This window comes from Rickettsia tamurae (assembly GCF_000751075.1).
In the GTDB taxonomy this organism is placed as follows: domain Bacteria; phylum Pseudomonadota; class Alphaproteobacteria; order Rickettsiales; family Rickettsiaceae; genus Rickettsia; species Rickettsia tamurae.
Map to the genome: position 1 here is coordinate 1 of NZ_CCMG01000027.1, position 19,970 is coordinate 19,970.

The following is a 19,970-nucleotide window of genomic DNA, read 5'->3' on the forward strand; positions in this document are numbered from 1 at the left end:
TAGCTTTATTACTGCATTAATATCAAGTCAGTTAGATCTAAGCGAGAGACAAATAGTGATCTTAAGCGAGCAATTAGAAGCAGTATATGGCAGCAGTGGGTATTATGTGACAGTGGTTGAGGATGTAGGATATGATGAAGATGGCAGAAGCAAAGGGGAGGGAGAAGAAGAAAAGGAAAAGTTATATCCTAAAACTACAACATCTGATATTGTGCCAAATTATTGTGCCAAATAATACACCTGTTGGTATTGTAACTAGCAGTAAAGGATTAGATACAGTCGAAGCAAATACAACATGGCATCACATCAGAAAAGGATTGATTAAAGAGCTAGGGGGCATATTGACAAGGCTTGGTTTTCTAAAGCTGCAGCTGTGGGGTGCAGGGAAACTAGCACGCTAAAACTAACGATGCCAACAAGGTGTATGGCAGACTGGATCAAGAATAACTATTCGCATGTGATAAAGAGATTGGCTAATGGATATGGGATTAATAGCGTGGAGTATGGATATGATAAAGTATTTAGAGATAAATTATATAATATAATAAACTACTTAACCAATCAAGAATTATAAAAATCAATAAAATTATAAATTATAAACTATAAATTATAATTTATTGACATGCGTGTAGTTATAGAATATCATTACTAATGTAGGTGAAAACAATAGAACTAAAAAAGGAAATTATTACAGAAAAGAAAAAACCGGTAGAGATTCTCCCTGACCAAAGTTTGAGCATCTACCGGTAAAATAACAACCCATAAATATGAGGTCATATATGAATATATCACATAATGAGTCTATTAGCAATAGAGCTAGTCTATTTGCTGCTCAAGAAACAAATCAATCAAAATATTTAGAGCCTGACTACTTCTTACCTAGCAGTAGTAGCGAGAGCTATTACAGCAGGAAGTATAGTGGCATCCACAATCTTAATTTTAAATCCAAGTTCAGCAAGGTAGCACGTATATTATCTGCAAGCCTTCTATCAGCTATGATGTTAACGGTAACATTAGATGCTAAAGCACATCCTAGCGTAGAATCAAACACAAGCTTCTCATTAGGTAAGGATTCTGGTGAAATTAGCACTAATATACCAATTCCACCAATCATGCCACAATCTCCACCGGTAACACCTATTGCCTCGGCAATGATACCACCAGTGCCACCAGCTCCCCCAATTTCCCCTGTAGCACCAGCTATGCCTGATTTTGTCAGTGATACAAGTAGCGGAGGAAAATCAGAAAACAGGTCAGCATTGTTTGAGTCAATAAGAAATTTCGGCAAAAACGTATTAGGCAGGTCAAGAAAGAGCCAAAGCCTAAAGTAGTATATAGCGATGGTGGAGATTTAATGAGTCAGCTGTATGATATGCTTGAGAGAAGAAGAAAAGGTATTGCTGGAGAGGAGAATAGTACTAAGCCAAAGAAAGTAGTGAGTGAAACACCAATATTAACTGCTGAGGAGCAAGCTCGGAAGAAAGCAGAGAATTTAGCAAGAGCAGCAACAATACGGGAGCAGAACAAGAAGAAGTGGGAAGAAAGTGCCAAAAAGAATGAGGAGATAGCACGGGAAAGAAGGAGAGCAGAAGCTGAGGTAGTCAAAGCCAGGATAGACCAGAAAGCAAAGGAAAAAGGCGAAAATAGGGACGGTGTGGTCATGGGGATTGATCCAGCACTACATCACAACATAGTATCAGATCTAAGATCTGAGATAGCAAGTCTAAGAAGGCAGTTAAAGAATCTAGGCAGTACTAATTTAGCGGGAACAACGGGAAATGGACTAGAAAATCCTATATACAGCAATCCTATGGATACTATCAGTATAGCAAGCAGTAGTGTTACTGAGTACTCTGAGCCATGGCAAGACCCTGATATTGAGATAGGTGAAGCATTTGAAACTGAATTTATAGATAATAAGCAAATTAAACCATCAGCACCGCCGCTATCAGTGTTTAGCAGTTTTTAAATATTTCAGAAGCTAATTCATTAAGCGAGGAAGAAGAGCAAGTAATAAAGATGCTAGATGAGGCGATAGAAGATAGCGGCTATAGCGGATCTAGTGGTGGCAATATGAGCGTTTCGGTCATAGGGTCAGCAGGGCTTAGCAAAGGTAAAAAAACGGGTAGCGATGTGCAGGATCTAGAATCTAGCAAAAAACCAAGGTCAAAGCTATTCAGTCTTGAATCACACTTGAACTACAAAATAGCACTACCAAAAGAGGTGACGTTAATACCAAATATAGGACTTAGGTACGAGTATGAGAAAGCTGTGTCCCACAAAGAGCAAATTGCACGGAATCATACTATAGAAAGAGGTAAGAAGAGCCATCAGTATTTTAGTACTGAAATAGGAAGCAGAGTGATATTTGCACCTATTAAACTAAAGGATAGCACAGCATCAACAATATCAATAACACCAACTGCTCATTTTGGTAGAGAGAAGAATAGGTAGCAGGGGCAAAAGTCATCCATTTACTTTGACCTATCAGGGGATGGGAGCAATAGGGCAAGAGGTAGGAAATAGCATCCTATCCATTTATCCTCAGCACTCAAAGACAATCTTTAATACTGGCATTGGATTAATAGCAAGCCGCAAGAATATCAAACTAGAGCTATTGTACGACCAGCAGAGGCAGAAGCGATTTAAGTCTCACCAAGGAGTGTTGAAACTGAAGGTGAGTCTCTAAAGGCAAAAAGAAAAAAAACCTTTAAGAAAATAACAAAAATAAAACAGTCATGAGACAAAGAGGTAGGGTATTACCTGCCTTAACATTGTCAACAAAGACATAAAGAATTAATCTTAAATTAATACTTAGAGAATAGGTGTTGTATGAAAAATATAGAATATCAAGACAATATAGCAGAAGAGGGAGAAGTAAAGATACGCGACAAAAACATTACGAGTTATGTAGTAGCTCTTGAACTATGTAATAAAGTCATGAAAACAAGTGAAAATCACACAAATATATTTAACCTCAAAGTATATAAAAATGACATAGTGGCACTGAGCGAGTTATTAACGCGGACTATGGCACTGTTAACAAAATAACTTTAAAGCTTTGGCAAGAGCAAGAGCGATAAAGTTAAAGAAAGTAAAATCAAGCTTATCAAACCTCATAGCAATCCTTTTATTTTCCTTAATTCTACCAAAAAGTCTTTCTATAATATGTCGTTTCCTATAAAGCTTAGTGTCATAAAAATCTTCTGGCGTTAGAGGTGAATCAACAGGTAAGTAAACTCCTTTGAACGGTATAACAGGAACAGTATTTTTCGATTTAATAAAATTTCTAATATTTCCATTATCATACCCCTTGTCTGCCACAACGAAATCTATTTTTTCCCATGGCCAATCTTGCCGTAATTGCTCTACAGTCTTACAATCTTGCCTTTGGGCCGGAAATAACTGACAATCAACTATGTTATTTTGAGTAATAGATAAATGCATAGTAGTACCTAACCCTTTTCTACCTCTTCCTATCGATTGCTGACCTCTCTTTTTTTTAAAGCACTTCCTCCATGTCTATGAAGAGATATAATTGAACCGTCTACAAATACTATATCCATTACCAATTGTTTGAAGCTTTGTAATTGGTATAATAACTGCCAAAAAATCAATATGAGATACTGCAAAATGAAGTTGGGGTTTTAACTATATTGCCGGAACAACTAAAAAAAGAAATTAGTAATATTCTGCCTAATATGGCAAAACATATTGATGATATATATCAGGAAAAGCTACAAGCATTAAACAATGCACATAATGATACGGTGTCTGCAAATAAAGACTTGATCAGCACAATGGATAAAAAACTAGATGAATATAGTCAAAAACTCTCTGCTAGTGCTGCTCATGTTTAGTTTTCTAAAAAATATGTGCCTAGTGGTATTATTCTCAGCAATCATATCAGGAGGTACTGCGTATTTAGTGACCACTAAATTTCCAAGATATTTAACTGTTACAGGTGCAAATAATGTGACAATACAAGATTGTGATGTGAGTGTTTTAGGAAAAGCTAAAGATAATGATAATCTTATGGAAAAAATGACTTCAGAAGAATACGAGTCAAAGGAGTGGATACCCCTTTGACTGGAGGATTAGGATTTGAGAAGCTGGTTGATTTCAGAAATAGAGAGCCCTGTAACTTTAGAGATAAAAGAAATATCAGAACCAGCAGAAAGCATATTTTTAGCTACTTCATATTTTCCTTTTGCTACCCCGATCTGCATGCCTTCGTTTCTACCAATCTGCATGCCTTGAGCAATACCCTCATCAATATATTTATCAGCAATAGTTCTCATAAGTCCCTCTTGATCTGTTTTATTTAGATGCTTTGCTATGATCTTAGCAAGCTCTACTTGTTTATCTTCAGATACCTTAGCATCACTATACCACAATAACCACTTAATGTAAATAAAGCCATTTGCCTTATCTATTTCAATACTACTTTCAAACTTCTCAAGTAAACTTTGCCATAGATTTAATATATCACGATCCTTGATATGTTTAAGCATATACTCCATCATATCAAGATGCTTCTTTTTCTCTATTTCATCATCACTTTGTTTTTGTAAATCAACAAGTAAGTATTCATCTGACATGAGTTCTTTAGCAGTCTTACTATCTTCAAATAGCTCCCAGAAGCTTCTTGGAGCATTATAAGGTTTATCATTTGCATATACCACGATAGGGCATATTAGAGGGAGTTTACCCCTTTCTTGTTTGTTGTTTGTATTACTTTCATTGTTATGATTCTTGCTAATATGTCTTTCACATAATAGCAGCATGTACTGCCAAAGTCTGAAAGCCATCCAGTAATCGCTACTAGACTGATGCTCGATTAGTGCATAGACGTAAGCTTTGTCATTATCTACTTTATCAGTAGTACTATCTTTAATATTATCATTTTTTAAATAAACAGAATAAACAACATCACTGAATCTTTTTCTTAAGTCCTCAGTAACAAAGCTTTCTTTCTCTATCTTAATAGTATTAAGATTAATCTTATTCTTAAATGACACTGGCAAATAATGCTCTAGAAACTCACGAGCAGCTACAGGCTCACTCATGACCTTTTTAAATAACTCATCATGCCTTGGTCTATCATTATGTTATTCCTTGATTCTATCATTAGAGTTACTATCTGAGTCTATTTGTTCCTTATGACTATCTTGCTCTGTAGTAGCAGATGTACTTGATACTACAGAATCTTTTGGTATGTTTTTGTTACTCATTGATATTACTGATTATTTCTATTAGTAGTACATCCTAATACTACGGTATTATTACCATATTTATTATTAATTTTGTCCAAGCATGCTGTAAGTAATGCATTTCTTTTTTTCTGCTTACTCTCAATCATATCTCCAAAACTTAGTTGATTATCAATCTCTGCCAAACCTGTAAGAGCAATAGATATCTTATGCGGTAATAATTTATTATTATTTTCTATATATGGATTTATTAGATCACGCCACCCTTGGATAAATATTTTAGATAGGGATATGTTATCTGATAATTTTGCTATCTTAATACTTTTTTTTAATACTTGTCTATCTACAGTTTGAATAGTTAATATAATTCGTGATGCATGAATCTTTCTTGCTCTTAACCTATACGTCGCCTTCTGTAATAAACTTAAGTCTACTATTCGGGCAGATTCAACGTTACGTAGATTTGGAGCTAGTCCTGACTATTTCCTATTGTATTACTTACAGTATTCTAATTCGATAAATCATATCCTCGTAGTAAATACCATATCTTTGCCCCAACAATACTACCCCATTTTTTCTTTAATTCTTGTTGTGAGCACTGGTATAACTGCCCAATTGTTTGGATTCCATAACCGTTAAGCCTACTATATGTACTTTTTCCTACTCCTGGTAAATCATATGACTGTAACCTCAACAATTTCCCCGGTATATCTTCAGGACGTATTACTACTAAACCATTTGGTTTCTGCATATTAGATGCTATTTTTGCTAAATAGCAATTAGGTGCTATTCCTATAGAACATTCTATACATTCACCAACATTATCCCTAATAGATTGCTTTATCCGGGTTGCTATATTAATAGCATTATCCTGGTTACATAACTCTCCTGTAAGCCTGCATGCTGCCTCATCTATTGATAATACCTTATCTACCTGTAAATGTTTCTCTACTTCTGCAAATATAGCCTTATGATATTTTATATATTCTTCATGTTTCGAGACAATGCACACTAACTCAGGATATATCCTCTTTGCCTCAAATATTTTAGTACCAGTGTTAATCCCAAGCTTTTTTGCCTCATAACTTACTGCAATAGCACTGGTACTATCAGTCAGATTAGCTACTACTGCTATGGGCTTACCTCTAAGTGTATGATCTAGTTGTTGCTCTATTGTAGCAAAATAACTATTCATATCTATATAGAGCCAATTTAATCGCTCCACCTTAGGTAAATTAAACATCTTAAGTTCTATACTTATTTTATAATCTCATAGTCATTGTATGTTCTAATTTCATTTCTTTTACTTCTGCTTTTACCTTAGCAAAGGTTGTAGCTATTTGCTTCTCATCTACAAAGCTTGGTATATTATTTTTCATCTCATGCTTCATATATTTAAGCGGGCATGAATATTTCTTAGCTCCTATCATCGCATGCTCATCATCTAATAGCTGCTTAATATTCTCATTGTGATGCTCCATATAATGTTTCTCACATGTTTTACTTAAGTTTTTAAGCACATTATGACTATCAGAAGAGTTAAATTGATTTAGTATCTCGTGATCCTTTAATATACCATGTTTTTGGGCATATACTACCATATTATGCATATTGGTAATTAACTTATCTTGCTCGATAGTCTTAGCATTTGAGATTGCAAATAATAAACTATTATCATACTTCTCTACATCTTTAAGATTGCCGTCAAGAGACTTAAAGAACTCATGCTCACGGCTAATTGCAGTTAACATTTCGTCAGCTGTTTTAGCATTCGCTTTATCTTGCTGAATTACCTGATGCTGGGTCTCTAATTGATGACGCTCTAAATTACTACATTAGTACCAGCAATGCCGCTATATTCTAATGCTTTTTTCTCATATAAATTTTGTGCATCATCTATTAACTGTGTTTTGCTTTCTATAATTTCTATATCTGCAGCATTATTACTATTACTGCTACTTAAATCTTTGATATTATCACTCAAACGCTCGTCACGTGCAGCAAGACTAATTAATATATCTTGATACATTAAGGAATCGTATTTTAAATAGTCGTGAGCTACTCCTCCTTTACCTGTTGCCTCTAAATATTTAACGTAATTACTCTATTCCTCTGAACTAAAGAAGTTAGCTATCTTCTTCTCATTAGCACTTAAGCTTGCCATTTTCTCTTCATCTACGATCTTACCTTTAAATACCTCCTGCCAAATATTTCTCTCAAATGTACTGTTTGTTTCTTTTGCTAATGCAAAATTAGTATTCTGAATCACACTCTGTATTTGATTTAAATCTAAATGAAAGGCTCTAACATTTTCTATTGCCTCTTTAACATTCTCTATTGTCATACCTTTAGGCAATCTATCTGCTAAATCCCATTTTTCAGGTAATAAATCTTTGTGGGTACTGCCATTAAATTGTAGTCTTGCTGGATTAACAACGCTCACAAATCCTATATGATCATTTGCTTTGTTTAACTTATCTTTAATAATGTCTGCAGCTTTAAAGCCTGGCTCATCATTATCAGGCCATATTATTACACCCGCCACTTGAGTTGACTCCAGTTCACTTTATCAGCAGAGTTGCTACCACCCATCCATGATACTACATCATATTCAGGTAATATTTTAGCTGCAGCTACGGCTGCCTTCTCACCTTCTACTATGACAACAGACTTGCTGCTGCAAGCAGCTCTCTCTATGCCAAAGATAGGCTTGTCTCCTTTATCAGTAAATCCTTTAAGACGCCAACTATATTCCTGCTCTTGCCGCATCAACATGTATAGTGTTTTATATCGTCATACTTATGTTGCAGCATTATAATTGGGATGCCACATTTGCGTATATTCAATGCCATTTTTTAAATGCAAAATCTACAATCGAACTATGGAACACTAAAGGTGAGGTGCTTTCCGTACGTTGCGTAGATATCTTAAACAATACTGAGTATATAAAAGCAGTTTATTTGGGCATATTATTGTTAATATTAATACTACTTGCTATATGTATAATGCCAATGATTGTACTCACAACAGTCTTTCTAATCCATATGATCATCTCAGTACTAGCACGATATAATAAATAAGATTATCAGTATTATAATTAAAAACATGGCTTATTATTGGACTAAAGATCATCTATATTATAGATTAACTACTCAAGACAATCTCTTTGGTACTACTGATCTTATATGTAGCTGGGGCTCTTTTTGCTCTAATAAAGGAAATTATAAAGTAATTCATTGTACTTACCCAATATGAAATTGATATGAATATCAAACGTATTACTAACATAAGAAAATCAAGAGGTTATACCCTCGTGCATACAAATAAAGCATAAAAACTCTTAGGGTTTTTAATAAAACTATATGAATAAACAGGATGTTAATGAATATATATCCGGCATCATAGAACGTATTACTTATCATAATCCTGATAATGGGTTTTGTGTATTACGCATTAAGGTAAAAGGTCATAGAGATTTAATTACCGTTACAGGTAATGTACCATCTGTACTAGTAGGGGAATATATAAAATGCAGTGGTATTTGGTATAACGATAGAAATCATGGTAAACAATTTAAGGCACATTTCATCAAAGCTTTGCCACCTAATACACTAGAAGGTATAGAAAAATATCTTGGCTCTGGATTGATTAAAGGCATAGGACCATATTTTGCTAAGAAATTAGTATTAGCATTTAAAGATAGAGTGTTTGAAGTTATTGAACATGAGCCATACCTTTTATCTACTGTAGAAGGGATAGGCGAGGTAAGAGCTAATCGCATTTGCAACAACTGGCAAGCACAAAAAGTCATTCGTGAAATAATGGTCTTTCTACAATCTCATGGAGTTGGTACTACTAGGGCAACTAGAATCTACAAAACATATGGTGATAAAGCGATTGAAATTGTATCCAATAACCCCTATCAATTAGCTAAAGATATAAGAGGCATTGGATTTATTGCAGCAGATACCATAGCTCGTAATTTAGGTATTGATAAGAATTCTTTAATCAGAGCCAAAGCAGGCGTAACCCACGCATTACTTGAAGCGACATCAGATGGTCATTGTGGCTTACCTAAAAAGATATTACTGCAAAATATTCAAAAATTACTTGAGATAGAGTACGATATCATTGAGCAGGCTATAATAGAAGAAGTAGCATTAAATTCACTAATAATTGATACTATTAACGATGTAGAATCTATTTTCTTAACTAGTTATTACATATATGAGAAAAATATCGCTAAAATACTAGTTAATTTAACAAAAGCTTCTGTTACTTGGGGTAAAATAGATACCATTACTATTCTGCCCACAATAGAGAAAGAGCTATGTATCACGCTTGCAACAAGTCAGAAAATAGCTATAAAAAAGGCACTTCAACACAAATTAATGGTTATTACGGGTGGACCAGGAACAGGGAAACTACATTGTTAAACGCATTACTTAGAACATTATCTACGCAGGATTTAAATATTAAATTATGTGCCCCCACTGGTAGAGCAGCTAAACGCCTAAGCGAAAGTACTGGATTAGAAGCTACTACTATACATAGATTGCTTGAAATTGAGCCTGCTTATGGTGGTTTTAAACGTAATGAGGATTCACCATTATTGTGCGATTATCTGGTAATAGATGAAGCTTCAATGGTAGATATATCACTATTTCATGCATTATTAAAAGCCCTTCCGCCACACTCAGCATTACTAATAGTCGGTGATGTAGATCAACTGCCTTCTGTAGGTGCCGGGCAAGTACTTAAGGATATCATTAATAAAATTATTATGATGATAAAGGATCGTATACCAAATAAATTTAATCTTAACCCTATAAATGATATTCAATTATTATGCCCTATGCAAAGAGGTGGTGTTGGCGCAAGATCACTAAATATTGAATTACAAAAAATACTTAATCCAAACTGCAGCAGCGGCATAACTAAATTTGGTCAGATTTTTGCTATTGGAGATAAGGTGATGCAAACAGAAAATAATTATGACAAGGAAGTCTATAATGGAGATATAGGCGTTATTAATAATATTAATGAGCAGGACCAAGAAATCACAATAAACTTTTATAACCGTAATGTTGTTTATGATTATAGTGATCTTGATCAAATTACTCTAGCCTATGCTACGACAATACACAAATCTCAAGGTTCGGAATATCCAGCAGTAATAATTCCACTAACTATGCAAAGTTATATGATGCTTAAACGTAATTTAATTTACACTGCCATAACCCGCGGCAAACATCTAGTTATAATAATTGGACAGAAAAAAACATTGGCTATAGCTATTAAAGATAATAAAACTTCTTTACGTTATTCAAAGCTAAAGGAATGGTTAACAACTTATTAAGTGTAGAAGTCAAGATTTAATACTTAAAGAAACTATACAGTGTCTTGGGCAAGATAGCGATAAATCTAGGCTTTTGATAATTGATAATATATTAAGATTTTTGTGCTATTGAATTTCTCCCTTCCACTACTTATATTTTTAGTGTAAAAACTTACTTAAGTGAGTTCACAAATCTTATGTATTATATAAAAAAGAGGTATATATGCTATATAACAATATCAAATCATATTTGTTCTCTTGTATTACTGTCATTTTATTGGCTAATCCGGTTATTGCCGCTGATAACTATAGTAAACCTGATAATAAGGCTCAGACTGTTTACTTGCGACATCCTCCCGACTTACGTCCTTTTGCTGCTTTGGATTACTACTGGAATAGTATATTCGATGATAAACTCTCTACCTATAGCTCAAGTTCTTTAAAAAGTAGATTTATTACTAAAGATAAGCAATATATCCTAGTATTAGAAGTACCAGGGTATGATAAAAGCCAAATCAAAGTTAAGGTAGGCAGTAATAAATTATTTGTTACAGGAAATATAGAAAAAGATAATAAATCTGATGCTTCAGATGATTATAAAAATAGAAATTTTAATTATGTCGTATCTTTATATGAAGATATAGATCAAAATAATATCTCTTCAAACTTAAAGAATGGTATCCTGACTATTACTCTACCTCGTATGGAGGTTAAAGAAAAAGATGCAAAAGAAATACCGATTCAATAGTTGATAATATTTTTAAATTTTGCTAAGTTAATACTAAATCAATATTTATTAAACTTATGGAGGTACTGATGTCTTTTAATTTACCACGTATTAGAAATAAATCAGAATTACAAACTAATGCTAATAAACGAAGTTATGTTGATGATATTTTGAATAACTTCTTTAATGAAATAGCTTCATTTTCTTACCCTGTCTCTTACAATGACAGAATGTTATCGCCTCGAACTGATATTACTGAAAATGAATCTGAATATCATCTAGAACTTGAATTACCAGGTGTCACGCAAGATAATATTGATCTCAAAATAGATAGTAATATTTTAATTATTGAGGGCAAAAAGGAACAATCCTCTGAGAAAAAAGACCATAATTATCATATGCAGGAACGATATTATGGTTCCTTCTCGCGATCTATTAGTTTACCATCTAATATCGATGAAGAACATGTAGAAGCAAACTTTAAGGACGGTATATTGTCTATAAAAATACCTAAAAAAGAACAAAGTAAGGCTAAGAAAATCAAAATATCATAATATGTAATAGTTACAACTTAACCTACATTCCGTGCTGCTTTTCTTCTTTCAGAATTTTATAAACAGCAGCACGGCTTATTTTCATTTCTTTAGCTAGTGTTACCCCTTTAATTCCTTCTGCATTTAATTGTAACAATTTATTCCTGTCTATAATACGGTTGCGACCAAACTTAATACCTTTAGTTTTCGCCTCTAACCTGCCTTCATTAGTTCTTTCAAGTATCCTGACTCTCTCGGCTTCTGCTATTGCACTAAGAATTGTAATAACCATTTTTCCTGTGCTACCTTCTGTACTAATACCATCATCAAGAAAACGCATGGCTACACCTATTTTGGCAAACTGACTAACTAGGTTAATCATATCGGCAGTATCTCTGCCTAAACGATCTAACTTGGTAATCAATATTACATCCCCTTCTTCTACCTTATGTAATAAGTTATTTAATCCCGCTCTGTCTAAGTTACGACCTGTTGCTTTGTCATAGAATATTCTTGATTCTTTTACTCCGGCATCTTTTAAACGTTTTATCTGTATGTCTAAAAGTTGCTGATTGGTTGATACCCTAGCATAGCCAAATAATCTCATATTGCTTCTAATATATTGTCCATTATATCGATTAGTAGACATCTCTGTCTACTAATAACGTTTTTACGATTTAATATACAGTATATTTAGTACTTTTTCTTATGTCTACTAAATTATAACTTCGTAGACACCATGAAAATCAAATAAGTATATACTCTATTTTATACGAGTTATTTCTAATATATAATGTGTGTTACCATCATTGTGTATATCCTCGCCTTTAAGTATCTTACAATTTAGTTGATACTCTGAGCATAATTGCTCTATTCGTTGAATTTTTCTTAGTGATGAAGTAATAAATATTCTTCCTTGATTTGATAATAAATTAAAACCTTGCAACATAATATCTTTTATGAGTGCATTATCAACATCATAAAAAGCACGGCTGATTGATTGTCTTGCAGGTATTATACCGTTAAATTCATTTTTAGATAAATTATCCCAAGGCACCCCTGAGACAAGTATATCTATCTTACCGAGAAATTTTGGTAACAACGGTAATACACCTTCTCCATTAAATAAATACATATTTTTTGTAATACCATGAAGTATCAAATTATCTTTTGCACATTGTATTGCATGTTCACTTATATCACTACCAATAATTGTATGAGCCCCGTTCTTTGCAGCTATTATACCTAAGGTAAAGCATCCAGATCCTATATCTGCAAACACCTTATTTTTTACTAAATTGTTGTCTATTAAAAATTTTGCAAACATGGCAGTTAATTTTCCAGGAGGATAAGCGTTAACATTATTGATAATAAAATTATTGTTAAGAACACTTACCTGATATGGTACATGTTTATTAATCATGCTTGATATATATCGTTCTGCTTCTGGATTTAGCGATGCCATAGATTTTGTACTTAATAATATTATAATATAAAAATAATACTTTAAAAATTTTAGCATCATTTATGCTCCCTGATATGACATATCTCAGAGTCTGTATTGAAAGTAGATTGACAACAAAAATAATGCACTAATTCATAATTTAAATCCCGTCAATTTATTCAATAGACTTCTTTCGGGCTTGCCCCCGAGATTTACTCTGCGTAGTTAAAGGTGCACAACTCCTAAACATACTTCTTGTATAAGTATTGTTACAGAGATAATATATTATTGTAAGAAAATATTATAATGGTACCCAAAAACTGGACAGTAAAATTATAAAATGAAATATAAATACAACATGGAAATGATGTTTATAAAAAAGCAAAACAATATAATTTTACAGAAAAAGCAAATTTGTGTTAGAAACAATAAAAGCTGAAATGATAATAGATCCAATTAATAGCAAATATTGGAGTACATCCATAATAGAAATTGAAAGGTGCAGAAATGATGGAAAATCAGCAAGAAGCAAGAGAGCTTACTGTGAGGCAACGGATGGAAGCTGTTGGCTTATTATCTGTAGGCACATTCTTAGAGTATTTTGATCTAATGATCTATGTGCATATGGCAGTGGTCATTAATGAACTTTTTTTCCCAAAAGCTAATCCTGACACTACAGCTCTTTATGCAGCAGCAGCATTTTGTTCTACTTTTGTTTTTAGACCCGTTGGAGCATTAATTTTTGGTTGGATTGGTGATCATATTGGACGTAAAATCACAGTAGTTATTACTACTTTTATGATGTCTATAGCCTGTATAATTATGGCTACTCTCCCTACATATGCTCAAATAGGTATTACTGCCACTGTGATAATGACTATATGTCGTATTGTACAAGGTATGTCTTCGATGGGAGAACTGATGGGAGCACAACTTTACCTCACTGAAATTACTAAACCACCTGCACAATATTCAGTTGTAACATTAATAGATGCTGTTGCTGCTGTGGGAAGTGCCGCCGCTTTATGTATGGCATATATTGTTACCTCATTTGCATTCAATTGGAGGATAGTGTTTTGGATAGGAGCATTAATTGCGTTCATAGGAACGATAGCTAGAACTGCTCTTAGAGAAACGCCGGAATTTGCAAATGCAAAAGCACGAGTAAAAAAAATACTGCAAGATAATGATATGCATCACAAAATATTACAAGATGACCCTATTTGGTCTGAAAAACCTGACAAAAAAAGCATTTTAGCTTTATTTTTAATAGATTATAGTTGGCCATTAACTTTTTATTTTGCTTTCATTTATTGTGGCAATATTCTTAAAAATCAATTCGGTTATACGCCAGAGGAAGTTATTAGTCACAACTTTTTGGTATCAATCGCTGCAATGATTAATATGCTATCAATAGCATATTTAAGCCGTAGAATATATCCACTAAAAATACTAAAAATAAAAATAATGACTATGCTTATTTTTATTCCATTTTGTCCATATATATTGGAGCATGGATTAACAACGCCATTTCGTGTGATGTTATTACAACTGTTTTTTGTGATATTTGGTCCATCTAAATCACCAGCATTTCCTATTTTCTTTAAATATTTTCCAATATTTCAACGATTTACTTATAGTAACTTTTCATATGCGTTTTCACGTGCAATAGTATATATGCTAACCTCTTTCGGTACTATTTATGTTATAAAATATTTTGGTAATTGGGGATTATTAATTATTTTGATACCAGTATATGGCGGATATAATTATGGGTTATCGCATTTTGAGCAGTTGGAAAAGGAAGCTGGTAATTATCCTTAAATATAATTGTTTGATCCTGTAACATACGTTTTTTGATAGGTGAATAATGATGGCATAGTGCGGCTATTTTGTTTGATATATTTAATACTCCATATACCCGATCTTCAAAAGAGATACCCAGGGTTATAAATCTTTTAAGAGTTTCATCTATAATCTTTCTGATTTTTTCAGGAGATTTAGCACCTATTGTCTGCATATTATGCAGCCTATCAAATAACTTTATCAGAAGTACATCATGTTTCTTCTCTTTGTATAACATCTCTACCATTTCAGCAGAACTAATCTTTATACCATTCTCCTTAATTCTCGTCAAATCCATTACTTGATTGGCTATATTCTCTCCAAATTCTTGTAATATTTGCTCCTTGGTAAGTTCTGTATCCTCTATAGTATCATGCAATATACTAGTAACTAGTATATCTGTTCTAAATAAGTAATCTGATATCATATATGCTACTTCTATCGGATGTGAGTAAAATGGTTCTCCTGATTGACGCATCTGACTACCATGATATTTCTTAGCATAGTATATAGCTTTCTTTACCTCTAATACACCTACTGGTGGAACTTTTGCTATGCTATTTAAATATACTACTTTATCTAGTAACTTCTTAGCATAAATACATACCTCAAATTCTTGCTGCCAACCTTTTATCTTTTCCATAACAATTATTAATCCTATCACTAATTAGACTTCTTTCGAAACTATAGATCACAACTATTAAATTGAGCCTACTTTGATCTATGTTACTCAGATTTTGTGATCTGTCAACACTTTTCCGGACAGTTGTTTAAGCACATTTTAGTATTTCTTCGTATTTTACTGGTGATAAATAATCGTTAGCAGAATGCATTCTTATACGATTATAAAACACCTCTATATATTCAAATATGGCATATTTTGCTTATTTGGGGCTTTTTTAAGTAATAGTAATTGCTTCCCTAGCTTTAGCCATTCATCGTCATATTTACCGAGTTTTAAAAAACTGATTAATACCGTGATTGTTTTAGAGGTAGGTAAATATGATAAAGATTGCTCACCATGTACTAATCTTGCAGCTTAAGGTTTTGTGATTTTTTGTGAATGAGGTTTTTGTAGTAACTCGCAAGAGTTGCTAGAATTAAAGGAGGCAACAGGTGCTAAAGCTTTGTAGGAGCTAGAAAAATGAGCAGACGTAATTCTACTATTATTGCAGCTAATAGACTCATTATGTGATATATTCATATATGACCTCATATTTATGGGTTGTTATTTTACCGGTAGATGCTCAAACTTTGGTCAGGGAGAATCTCTACCGGTTTTTTCTTTTCTGTAATAATTTCCTTTTTTAGTTCTATTGTTTTCACCTACATTAGTAATGATATTCTATAACTACACGCATGTCAATAAATTATAATTTATAGTTTATAATTTATAATTTTATTGATTTTTATAATTCTTGATTGGTTAAGTAGTTTATTATATTATATAATTTATACTTTGTAACTTATATAATATAATAAATATGAAAGCTAATATTATTACTCTTGCTACAAGCAAAGGTGGTGTCGGTAAATCTACACTTGCACGAAATCTTGGTGCTCACTGGTCTAATATTGGGATGAGCGTTACTATCATTGATGCTGACCCGCAAGGTAGTATTATAAATCGACATGATCCAAATGGACTAATGGGTAATATTTCAGTGATTGCAGAGCCTGAAGAAAAAGTTTTTAGCATAATAGAAGAAATGAAAAATAAATTTAATTATATAATAGTAGATACTGGTGGTTTTAGAAATAGAACTACAGTTAGGGCTCTCATTGCTACTGATCTTGCTATAATACCTCTTAAGCCTTCAGCAGATGATGTTTCTGGTGCATTAGAAACACATAACTTGATACAAGAGTTGAATAAAACTCCTGAGAGGGGAGCTTCACCAATAAAATACCGTATGATTATTACTATGAGCCAACAAAATACAGTGATTACACGCCACGTGAGAGGTGAATTAGAACAACTTGGATATTTAGTATTGAAATCAGAAATGTATCATCGTGTTGCGTACCCTGAAGCATCAATTAACGGACTATCTCCTTGTATTTTGGATCCAGATGGTCCTGTTGCTAGAGATATAAGCAATATTATTACTGAAATAAATAATTCTTTTTAAGGTAAAAAAACAGGAAAATATATGAATAGTAAAAAACTTGATTCAATTTTAAAAAATATCCCTCCTGCTACTATTGCTGATGAAAAAAAGTTAGATGCCATACATCATGTTTTTAGTGCTGCACCAAACAAAACCATACAAGAAAAAACTGGACGTATTGTTGCAGAGATTCCACAAGTCTTAAAGGAAGAAATCAAAAACTACATAGATAAAAATAAAGGAATCACAGAAAGAATTATTATATTAAAAGCGTTAAAATTGTTTGGTTTTCATATAAATGATGAGTGGCTTGTAGATAAAAGAAGTACACGATAAGTGTTACCATATGATAGCATATTGCTAAAAAATTTTTTATAACTTAAAAAAACTTATTGCGTTTGTGTGATAACACTTTTATACTCTCTAGAGATGCTTCTTATTGTATTACGTATTTAATGATTTTATATTATGGTTAGAAAAAAGGAAGAAACAAAGGCTTTTACTGTAAAATTTCCAAAAAGTTTAGTTGAGGAAATAGACCAAATTTGTGCTTCTCTATATATACCTAGAACGGCATGGCTTATAAAAGCAGCACGTCTTCTATTAGAAAAAGAAAGGATAACAAATACAGAGGAAATTTTAGCTAAAATATCAGAGAAAGAAAAAATATAAAGGACAGGGTGCTAAGCATTGCAAACCTAACACCTTAGATACGATATGCAAAAATAAATGCGGCCAGCACTATTTTACTCCATACATATATGGGTATGCATATCATATTTTTATATAAAAGTCAAGGTTTTTAGATACTTAGCTCCATAAAAGGAGCATAAAATGCAATTATTTTATTCACTTGCTAAATCAAGTGAGAATATAGGTATACATAAATACCTTGATACCACAAAGAGTCAATCATACATCCCAATAACTGGGTGTATCTTATCTCATATATTATCAAGCAAAGAGCTATCTTCTCTTGAGAAAATATACTATATCTTAGCTGATTCTCTTTCTTGTATTAACTTCAATAAAGGACGTAATAGATCTATATCTCTGCCTGCTAAAAGCTGGGCAGAAAGACTTTCGTGCTCTAAATCTGAAGTGTTTGTTTTACAAAAATCTCTAGAAGATAAAGGATATTTCCTTATCCATAGAGATAAGAATGATATAGGTCAAAATAATCGTAACATTATTACCACAACAATACCTGATAAGGTTTTTAAGGATCTTAAATATGAGCCTGATAGATTTGATTTATGTGATGTAAATGATGCAATAACACACCAAAATAATTCAAATAGTTTAGATTCTATAGATAAAACCTTTATACCTACCTTAGAAGGTAAAAGGCAACATCTCGAAAAAACTAAGATGTTTATAAGAGTGCCTTATCAGTTCTTAAAGCAATTAAATTCTAATTGTAGCATTTCTGCAACATCTAAAGTAATAATGCTATATCATTTTACTAGGATTTATAAATCTTCTGCTAATAAGTATGATTATGACGACCCTGATATTGTTTTAACTCATAATTCATACTCTATTGTTACTTCTTATCAAGAATTACAGAAGGAGCTTAAATTACATAGAAATACTCTTGCTAGAGCATTAAAAGACTTAGAAGATAATAATCTTATTAAGCGGGATCAGCTAGTTATAAAAAGCAATGATGATTATAACAGCAGAGCTGATAAATTATTATGGCGAATATCTCTTCTAAATGTGCCCATCATAACTAATCATAATAATCAGCATGAACAAGAAGCGCAGGAAGAACAAATTAATCAGCAAAAAATAGTAAAAAGTAGAACAAGCACAAAAAAACACACTTATAATCAAGCAAGTAATATAGGAGTAAATCAGGTCCTGGAATCCCCTAAAGAAAGGGAATGCACCAAATATGCCCCTGCTTGCACTGATTTTGGTCAATTATATAATAAAGACTTTATATTAAAAAATAGTATTATTAAAAATATAGATTATATAGATGCAAATTATCTAGATTCTAAAAATTTACCTGTAAATAATTCTTCAGTGAATCTTCAATCACAAAAAACTGTTAAAAAAGCTGTTAAAAAAGAATTTTTTGGAAACGAGCAAAGCTCGTTTCTATCTGAATCTTATAAAAATTTTTCTTTTTTAAATGATTCTTATGTAGATTCTGCTAGCACTCAGCAAACACACAGTGATATATCAAATATTAAACAATATTGCTTTAATACCAGCTCTGAGAATACTTCTAGAACCATCAAAGATATATCTGTAAAAGAAATAGGGGGAATTAAATCTGCCGGACAAAAACCAAAAACAGATACTAAATCCACCATTAAGAATATAGAACTGCAAAAAGAACTAAGACATTTCTATCCACTATCAGAAAAAGACATAAGTACACTTAACTTTAAGGCTGGCAGAGAATTTAGTGTTAACTTTGTAAATCAGTTACTGCTAAAACTCTATATCAAATATCCTGAGAAGAGATTTAAGAACAAATTCACATTCCTAAGCTATATGGAGAAGATACTAAAGAATGAGAAACACCAAGGACCGCTTGTTAATCACACAACATTCAGGTTTAGCTGCAACATAAACGCCGAAGAGAAAGATATGCTTGAATATGAGAAATACTTAAGTGAAATAGAGCACTCACTTGATACAAGTAAGGAAATGCAAGTCAGGAAGAAGATAGCGGGAAGATTTAGTACAGAAGTGGCACATTCAATACTGACACAAGTAGAATTTAAGATAAGCCTTAATGA

24 protein-coding genes and 6 pseudogenes are annotated in these 19,970 nt (G+C 32.7%); 16 read left to right on the top strand and 14 right to left on the bottom strand.

Features of this window, described 5'->3' with window-relative positions:
* From MB29_RS13245 to MB29_RS07640, 6 genes and pseudogenes are all read left to right on the top strand, one after another.
* Positions 1 to 235, top strand: a pseudogene (locus MB29_RS13245) (DnaA N-terminal domain-containing protein); the annotation flags it as partial.
* Positions 236 to 409: 174 nt separating this feature from the next.
* Positions 410 to 574: a hypothetical protein gene (locus MB29_RS13250; RefSeq protein ID WP_407690073.1), complete on the top strand. Its 165-nt coding sequence runs from the start codon at positions 410 to 412 to the stop codon at positions 572 to 574.
* A gap of 205 nt (positions 575 to 779) precedes the next feature.
* The gene (locus tag MB29_RS07625; protein ID WP_032139742.1) at positions 780 to 1,331 is read left to right on the top strand and encodes a hypothetical protein; all 552 of its coding nucleotides are present in this window, start codon (positions 780 to 782) and stop codon (positions 1,329 to 1,331) included.
* Between the two features lie 23 nt (positions 1,332 to 1,354).
* Positions 1,355 to 1,969 (top strand): hypothetical protein, encoded by a 615-nt coding sequence (locus MB29_RS07630; protein WP_032139743.1) that lies wholly within the window; start codon positions 1,355 to 1,357, stop codon positions 1,967 to 1,969.
* Between the two features lie 50 nt (positions 1,970 to 2,019).
* Entirely contained in the window at positions 2,020 to 2,454 is a 435-nt protein-coding gene (locus tag MB29_RS13255; RefSeq protein ID WP_032139744.1) for an autotransporter domain-containing protein, read from the top strand.
* A gap of 378 nt (positions 2,455 to 2,832) precedes the next feature.
* Entirely contained in the window at positions 2,833 to 3,051 is a 219-nt protein-coding gene (locus MB29_RS07640) for a hypothetical protein (protein WP_032139745.1), read from the top strand.
* Here the strand turns inward: MB29_RS07640 and MB29_RS07645 are convergent.
* Positions 3,040 to 3,504, bottom strand: a pseudogene (locus MB29_RS07645) (transposase); the annotation flags it as partial. The gene MB29_RS07640 and the pseudogene MB29_RS07645 sit on opposite strands and share 12 nt — an antisense overlap.
* 152 nt (positions 3,505 to 3,656) lie before the next feature.
* On the opposite strand from MB29_RS07645, the gene MB29_RS10920 reads away from it, so the two are divergent.
* Both MB29_RS10920 and MB29_RS10925 read left to right on the top strand, forming a co-directional pair.
* Positions 3,657 to 3,860 (top strand): hypothetical protein, encoded by a 204-nt coding sequence (locus MB29_RS10920; RefSeq protein ID WP_084687046.1) that lies wholly within the window; start codon positions 3,657 to 3,659, stop codon positions 3,858 to 3,860.
* 67 nt (positions 3,861 to 3,927) lie between these two features.
* Positions 3,928 to 4,089, top strand: a complete 162-nt coding sequence (locus MB29_RS10925) for a hypothetical protein (RefSeq protein ID WP_233419037.1) — start codon at positions 3,928 to 3,930, stop codon at positions 4,087 to 4,089.
* 8 nt (positions 4,090 to 4,097) lie between these two features.
* On the opposite strand, the pseudogene MB29_RS07655 reads toward MB29_RS10925, so the two are convergent.
* From MB29_RS07655 to MB29_RS13265, 8 genes and pseudogenes are all read right to left on the bottom strand, one after another.
* Positions 4,098 to 5,108 (bottom strand): annotated as a pseudogene (locus tag MB29_RS07655) (Rpn family recombination-promoting nuclease/putative transposase); the annotation flags it as partial.
* A gap of 3 nt (positions 5,109 to 5,111) precedes the next feature.
* Complete coding sequence (locus MB29_RS13550) at positions 5,112 to 5,234, bottom strand: hypothetical protein (protein WP_267881768.1); 123 nt, start codon at positions 5,232 to 5,234, stop codon at positions 5,112 to 5,114.
* A gap of 5 nt (positions 5,235 to 5,239) precedes the next feature.
* A pseudogene (locus MB29_RS14550) lies at positions 5,240 to 5,671 on the bottom strand (DinB/UmuC family translesion DNA polymerase); the annotation flags it as partial.
* Positions 5,672 to 5,721: 50 nt separating this feature from the next.
* Positions 5,722 to 6,456: a Y-family DNA polymerase gene (locus MB29_RS09295; protein ID WP_051965352.1), complete on the bottom strand. Its 735-nt coding sequence runs from the start codon at positions 6,454 to 6,456 to the stop codon at positions 5,722 to 5,724.
* 19 nt (positions 6,457 to 6,475) lie between these two features.
* On the bottom strand, positions 6,476 to 6,964 hold the full coding sequence (locus tag MB29_RS07665) for a hypothetical protein (RefSeq protein ID WP_233419038.1): 489 nt from the start codon (positions 6,962 to 6,964) through the stop codon (positions 6,476 to 6,478).
* A gap of 71 nt (positions 6,965 to 7,035) precedes the next feature.
* Positions 7,036 to 7,242, bottom strand: a complete 207-nt coding sequence (locus MB29_RS07670) for a hypothetical protein (RefSeq protein ID WP_032139746.1) — start codon at positions 7,240 to 7,242, stop codon at positions 7,036 to 7,038.
* A gap of 75 nt (positions 7,243 to 7,317) precedes the next feature.
* Entirely contained in the window at positions 7,318 to 7,758 is a 441-nt protein-coding gene (locus tag MB29_RS13260; RefSeq protein WP_233419039.1) for a hypothetical protein, read from the bottom strand.
* The gene (locus MB29_RS13265; protein WP_233419040.1) at positions 7,746 to 7,982 is read right to left on the bottom strand and encodes a toprim domain-containing protein; all 237 of its coding nucleotides are present in this window, start codon (positions 7,980 to 7,982) and stop codon (positions 7,746 to 7,748) included. Before MB29_RS13265 ends, MB29_RS13260 begins: the two co-directional genes overlap by 13 nt.
* 593 nt (positions 7,983 to 8,575) lie before the next feature.
* Here MB29_RS13265 and recD2 point away from each other — a divergent pair.
* The 3 genes and pseudogenes from recD2 (at position 8,576) to MB29_RS07695 (ending at position 11,832) form a co-directional block, all read left to right on the top strand.
* Positions 8,576 to 10,572, top strand: a pseudogene (gene recD2, locus MB29_RS08920) (SF1B family DNA helicase RecD2).
* Between the two features lie 202 nt (positions 10,573 to 10,774).
* The gene (locus MB29_RS07690; RefSeq protein ID WP_032139747.1) at positions 10,775 to 11,299 is read left to right on the top strand and encodes an Hsp20/alpha crystallin family protein; all 525 of its coding nucleotides are present in this window, start codon (positions 10,775 to 10,777) and stop codon (positions 11,297 to 11,299) included.
* A gap of 68 nt (positions 11,300 to 11,367) precedes the next feature.
* Positions 11,368 to 11,832, top strand: a complete 465-nt coding sequence (locus MB29_RS07695) for an Hsp20/alpha crystallin family protein (RefSeq protein WP_051965355.1) — start codon at positions 11,368 to 11,370, stop codon at positions 11,830 to 11,832.
* 22 nt (positions 11,833 to 11,854) lie between these two features.
* Here MB29_RS07695 and MB29_RS07700 read toward each other — a convergent pair whose 3' ends face one another.
* Positions 11,855 to 12,418, bottom strand: a complete 564-nt coding sequence (locus MB29_RS07700; RefSeq protein ID WP_032139748.1) for a recombinase family protein — start codon at positions 12,416 to 12,418, stop codon at positions 11,855 to 11,857.
* Between the two features lie 156 nt (positions 12,419 to 12,574).
* Positions 12,575 to 13,336, bottom strand: coding sequence for a 50S ribosomal protein L11 methyltransferase (locus tag MB29_RS09300; RefSeq protein WP_051965354.1), 762 nt, complete (start codon positions 13,334 to 13,336; stop codon positions 12,575 to 12,577).
* Between the two features lie 429 nt (positions 13,337 to 13,765).
* Here MB29_RS09300 and MB29_RS07710 point away from each other — a divergent pair, with 429 nt between their 5' ends.
* Positions 13,766 to 15,079: an MFS transporter gene (locus tag MB29_RS07710; RefSeq protein ID WP_215426304.1), complete on the top strand. Its 1,314-nt coding sequence runs from the start codon at positions 13,766 to 13,768 to the stop codon at positions 15,077 to 15,079.
* Here MB29_RS07710 and MB29_RS07715 read toward each other — a convergent pair.
* The 3 genes and pseudogenes from MB29_RS07715 to MB29_RS12050 all read right to left on the bottom strand — a co-directional run bounded on the left by MB29_RS07715 (position 14,994) and on the right by MB29_RS12050 (position 16,304).
* Positions 14,994 to 15,743 carry an HD domain-containing protein gene (locus MB29_RS07715; protein WP_032139749.1) on the bottom strand — a complete coding sequence of 250 codons (750 nt, stop codon included), beginning with the start codon at positions 15,741 to 15,743 and terminating at the stop codon, positions 14,994 to 14,996. The two genes, MB29_RS07710 and MB29_RS07715, sit on opposite strands and share 86 nt — an antisense overlap.
* A gap of 127 nt (positions 15,744 to 15,870) precedes the next feature.
* A pseudogene (locus tag MB29_RS10940) lies at positions 15,871 to 15,984 on the bottom strand (IS3 family transposase); the annotation flags it as partial.
* 155 nt (positions 15,985 to 16,139) lie between these two features.
* Entirely contained in the window at positions 16,140 to 16,304 is a 165-nt protein-coding gene (locus MB29_RS12050) for a hypothetical protein (RefSeq protein ID WP_215426303.1), read from the bottom strand.
* Positions 16,305 to 16,584: 280 nt separating this feature from the next.
* Here MB29_RS12050 and MB29_RS07720 point away from each other — a divergent pair, with 280 nt between their 5' ends.
* From MB29_RS07720 to MB29_RS07735, 4 genes are all read left to right on the top strand, one after another.
* Positions 16,585 to 17,232 (top strand): ParA family protein, encoded by a 648-nt coding sequence (locus tag MB29_RS07720; protein ID WP_032139750.1) that lies wholly within the window; start codon positions 16,585 to 16,587, stop codon positions 17,230 to 17,232.
* A 21-nt stretch (positions 17,233 to 17,253) separates the two neighbouring features.
* Positions 17,254 to 17,547 (top strand): hypothetical protein, encoded by a 294-nt coding sequence (locus tag MB29_RS07725; RefSeq protein WP_032139751.1) that lies wholly within the window; start codon positions 17,254 to 17,256, stop codon positions 17,545 to 17,547.
* A gap of 132 nt (positions 17,548 to 17,679) precedes the next feature.
* Complete coding sequence (locus tag MB29_RS07730; protein WP_032139752.1) at positions 17,680 to 17,883, top strand: hypothetical protein; 204 nt, start codon at positions 17,680 to 17,682, stop codon at positions 17,881 to 17,883.
* Between the two features lie 162 nt (positions 17,884 to 18,045).
* On the top strand, positions 18,046 to 19,970 hold a 1,925-nt coding region (locus MB29_RS07735; RefSeq protein ID WP_032139753.1), incomplete at its 3' end, for a helix-turn-helix domain-containing protein.

Excerpts from the sequence above, each read along its gene's own strand:
- MB29_RS13250 (WP_407690073.1), top strand. The coding sequence starts at position 410 with ATGCCAACAAGGTGTATGGCAGACTGGATCAAGAATAACTATTCGCAT.
- MB29_RS07640 (WP_032139745.1), top strand. The coding sequence starts at position 2,833 with ATGAAAAATATAGAATATCAAGACAATATAGCAGAAGAGGGAGAAGTA.
- MB29_RS07630 (WP_032139743.1), top strand. The coding sequence starts at position 1,355 with ATGAGTCAGCTGTATGATATGCTTGAGAGAAGAAGAAAAGGTATTGCT.
- MB29_RS07725 (WP_032139751.1), top strand. The coding sequence starts at position 17,254 with ATGAATAGTAAAAAACTTGATTCAATTTTAAAAAATATCCCTCCTGCT.
- MB29_RS13265 (WP_233419040.1), bottom strand. The coding sequence starts at position 7,982 with ATGCGGCAAGAGCAGGAATATAGTTGGCGTCTTAAAGGATTTACTGAT.
- MB29_RS09295 (WP_051965352.1), bottom strand. The coding sequence starts at position 6,456 with ATGTTTAATTTACCTAAGGTGGAGCGATTAAATTGGCTCTATATAGAT.
- MB29_RS07715 (WP_032139749.1), bottom strand. The coding sequence starts at position 15,743 with ATGGAAAAGATAAAAGGTTGGCAGCAAGAATTTGAGGTATGTATTTAT.
- MB29_RS07695 (WP_051965355.1), top strand. The coding sequence starts at position 11,368 with ATGTCTTTTAATTTACCACGTATTAGAAATAAATCAGAATTACAAACT.
- MB29_RS07665 (WP_233419038.1), bottom strand. The coding sequence starts at position 6,964 with ATGTTAACTGCAATTAGCCGTGAGCATGAGTTCTTTAAGTCTCTTGAC.
- MB29_RS07730 (WP_032139752.1), top strand. The coding sequence starts at position 17,680 with ATGGTTAGAAAAAAGGAAGAAACAAAGGCTTTTACTGTAAAATTTCCA.
- MB29_RS07710 (WP_215426304.1), top strand. The coding sequence starts at position 13,766 with ATGGAAAATCAGCAAGAAGCAAGAGAGCTTACTGTGAGGCAACGGATG.
- MB29_RS13550 (WP_267881768.1), bottom strand. The coding sequence starts at position 5,234 with ATGAGTAACAAAAACATACCAAAAGATTCTGTAGTATCAAGTACATCT.
- MB29_RS12050 (WP_215426303.1), bottom strand. The coding sequence starts at position 16,304 with ATGAATATATCACATAATGAGTCTATTAGCTGCAATAATAGTAGAATT.
- MB29_RS07625 (WP_032139742.1), top strand. The coding sequence starts at position 780 with ATGAATATATCACATAATGAGTCTATTAGCAATAGAGCTAGTCTATTT.
- MB29_RS07690 (WP_032139747.1), top strand. The coding sequence starts at position 10,775 with ATGCTATATAACAATATCAAATCATATTTGTTCTCTTGTATTACTGTC.
- MB29_RS07720 (WP_032139750.1), top strand. The coding sequence starts at position 16,585 with ATGAAAGCTAATATTATTACTCTTGCTACAAGCAAAGGTGGTGTCGGT.
- MB29_RS07700 (WP_032139748.1), bottom strand. The coding sequence starts at position 12,418 with ATGAGATTATTTGGCTATGCTAGGGTATCAACCAATCAGCAACTTTTA.
- MB29_RS13255 (WP_032139744.1), top strand. The coding sequence starts at position 2,020 with ATGCTAGATGAGGCGATAGAAGATAGCGGCTATAGCGGATCTAGTGGT.
- MB29_RS07670 (WP_032139746.1), bottom strand. The coding sequence starts at position 7,242 with ATGTATCAAGATATATTAATTAGTCTTGCTGCACGTGACGAGCGTTTG.
- MB29_RS09300 (WP_051965354.1), bottom strand. The coding sequence starts at position 13,336 with ATGATGCTAAAATTTTTAAAGTATTATTTTTATATTATAATATTATTA.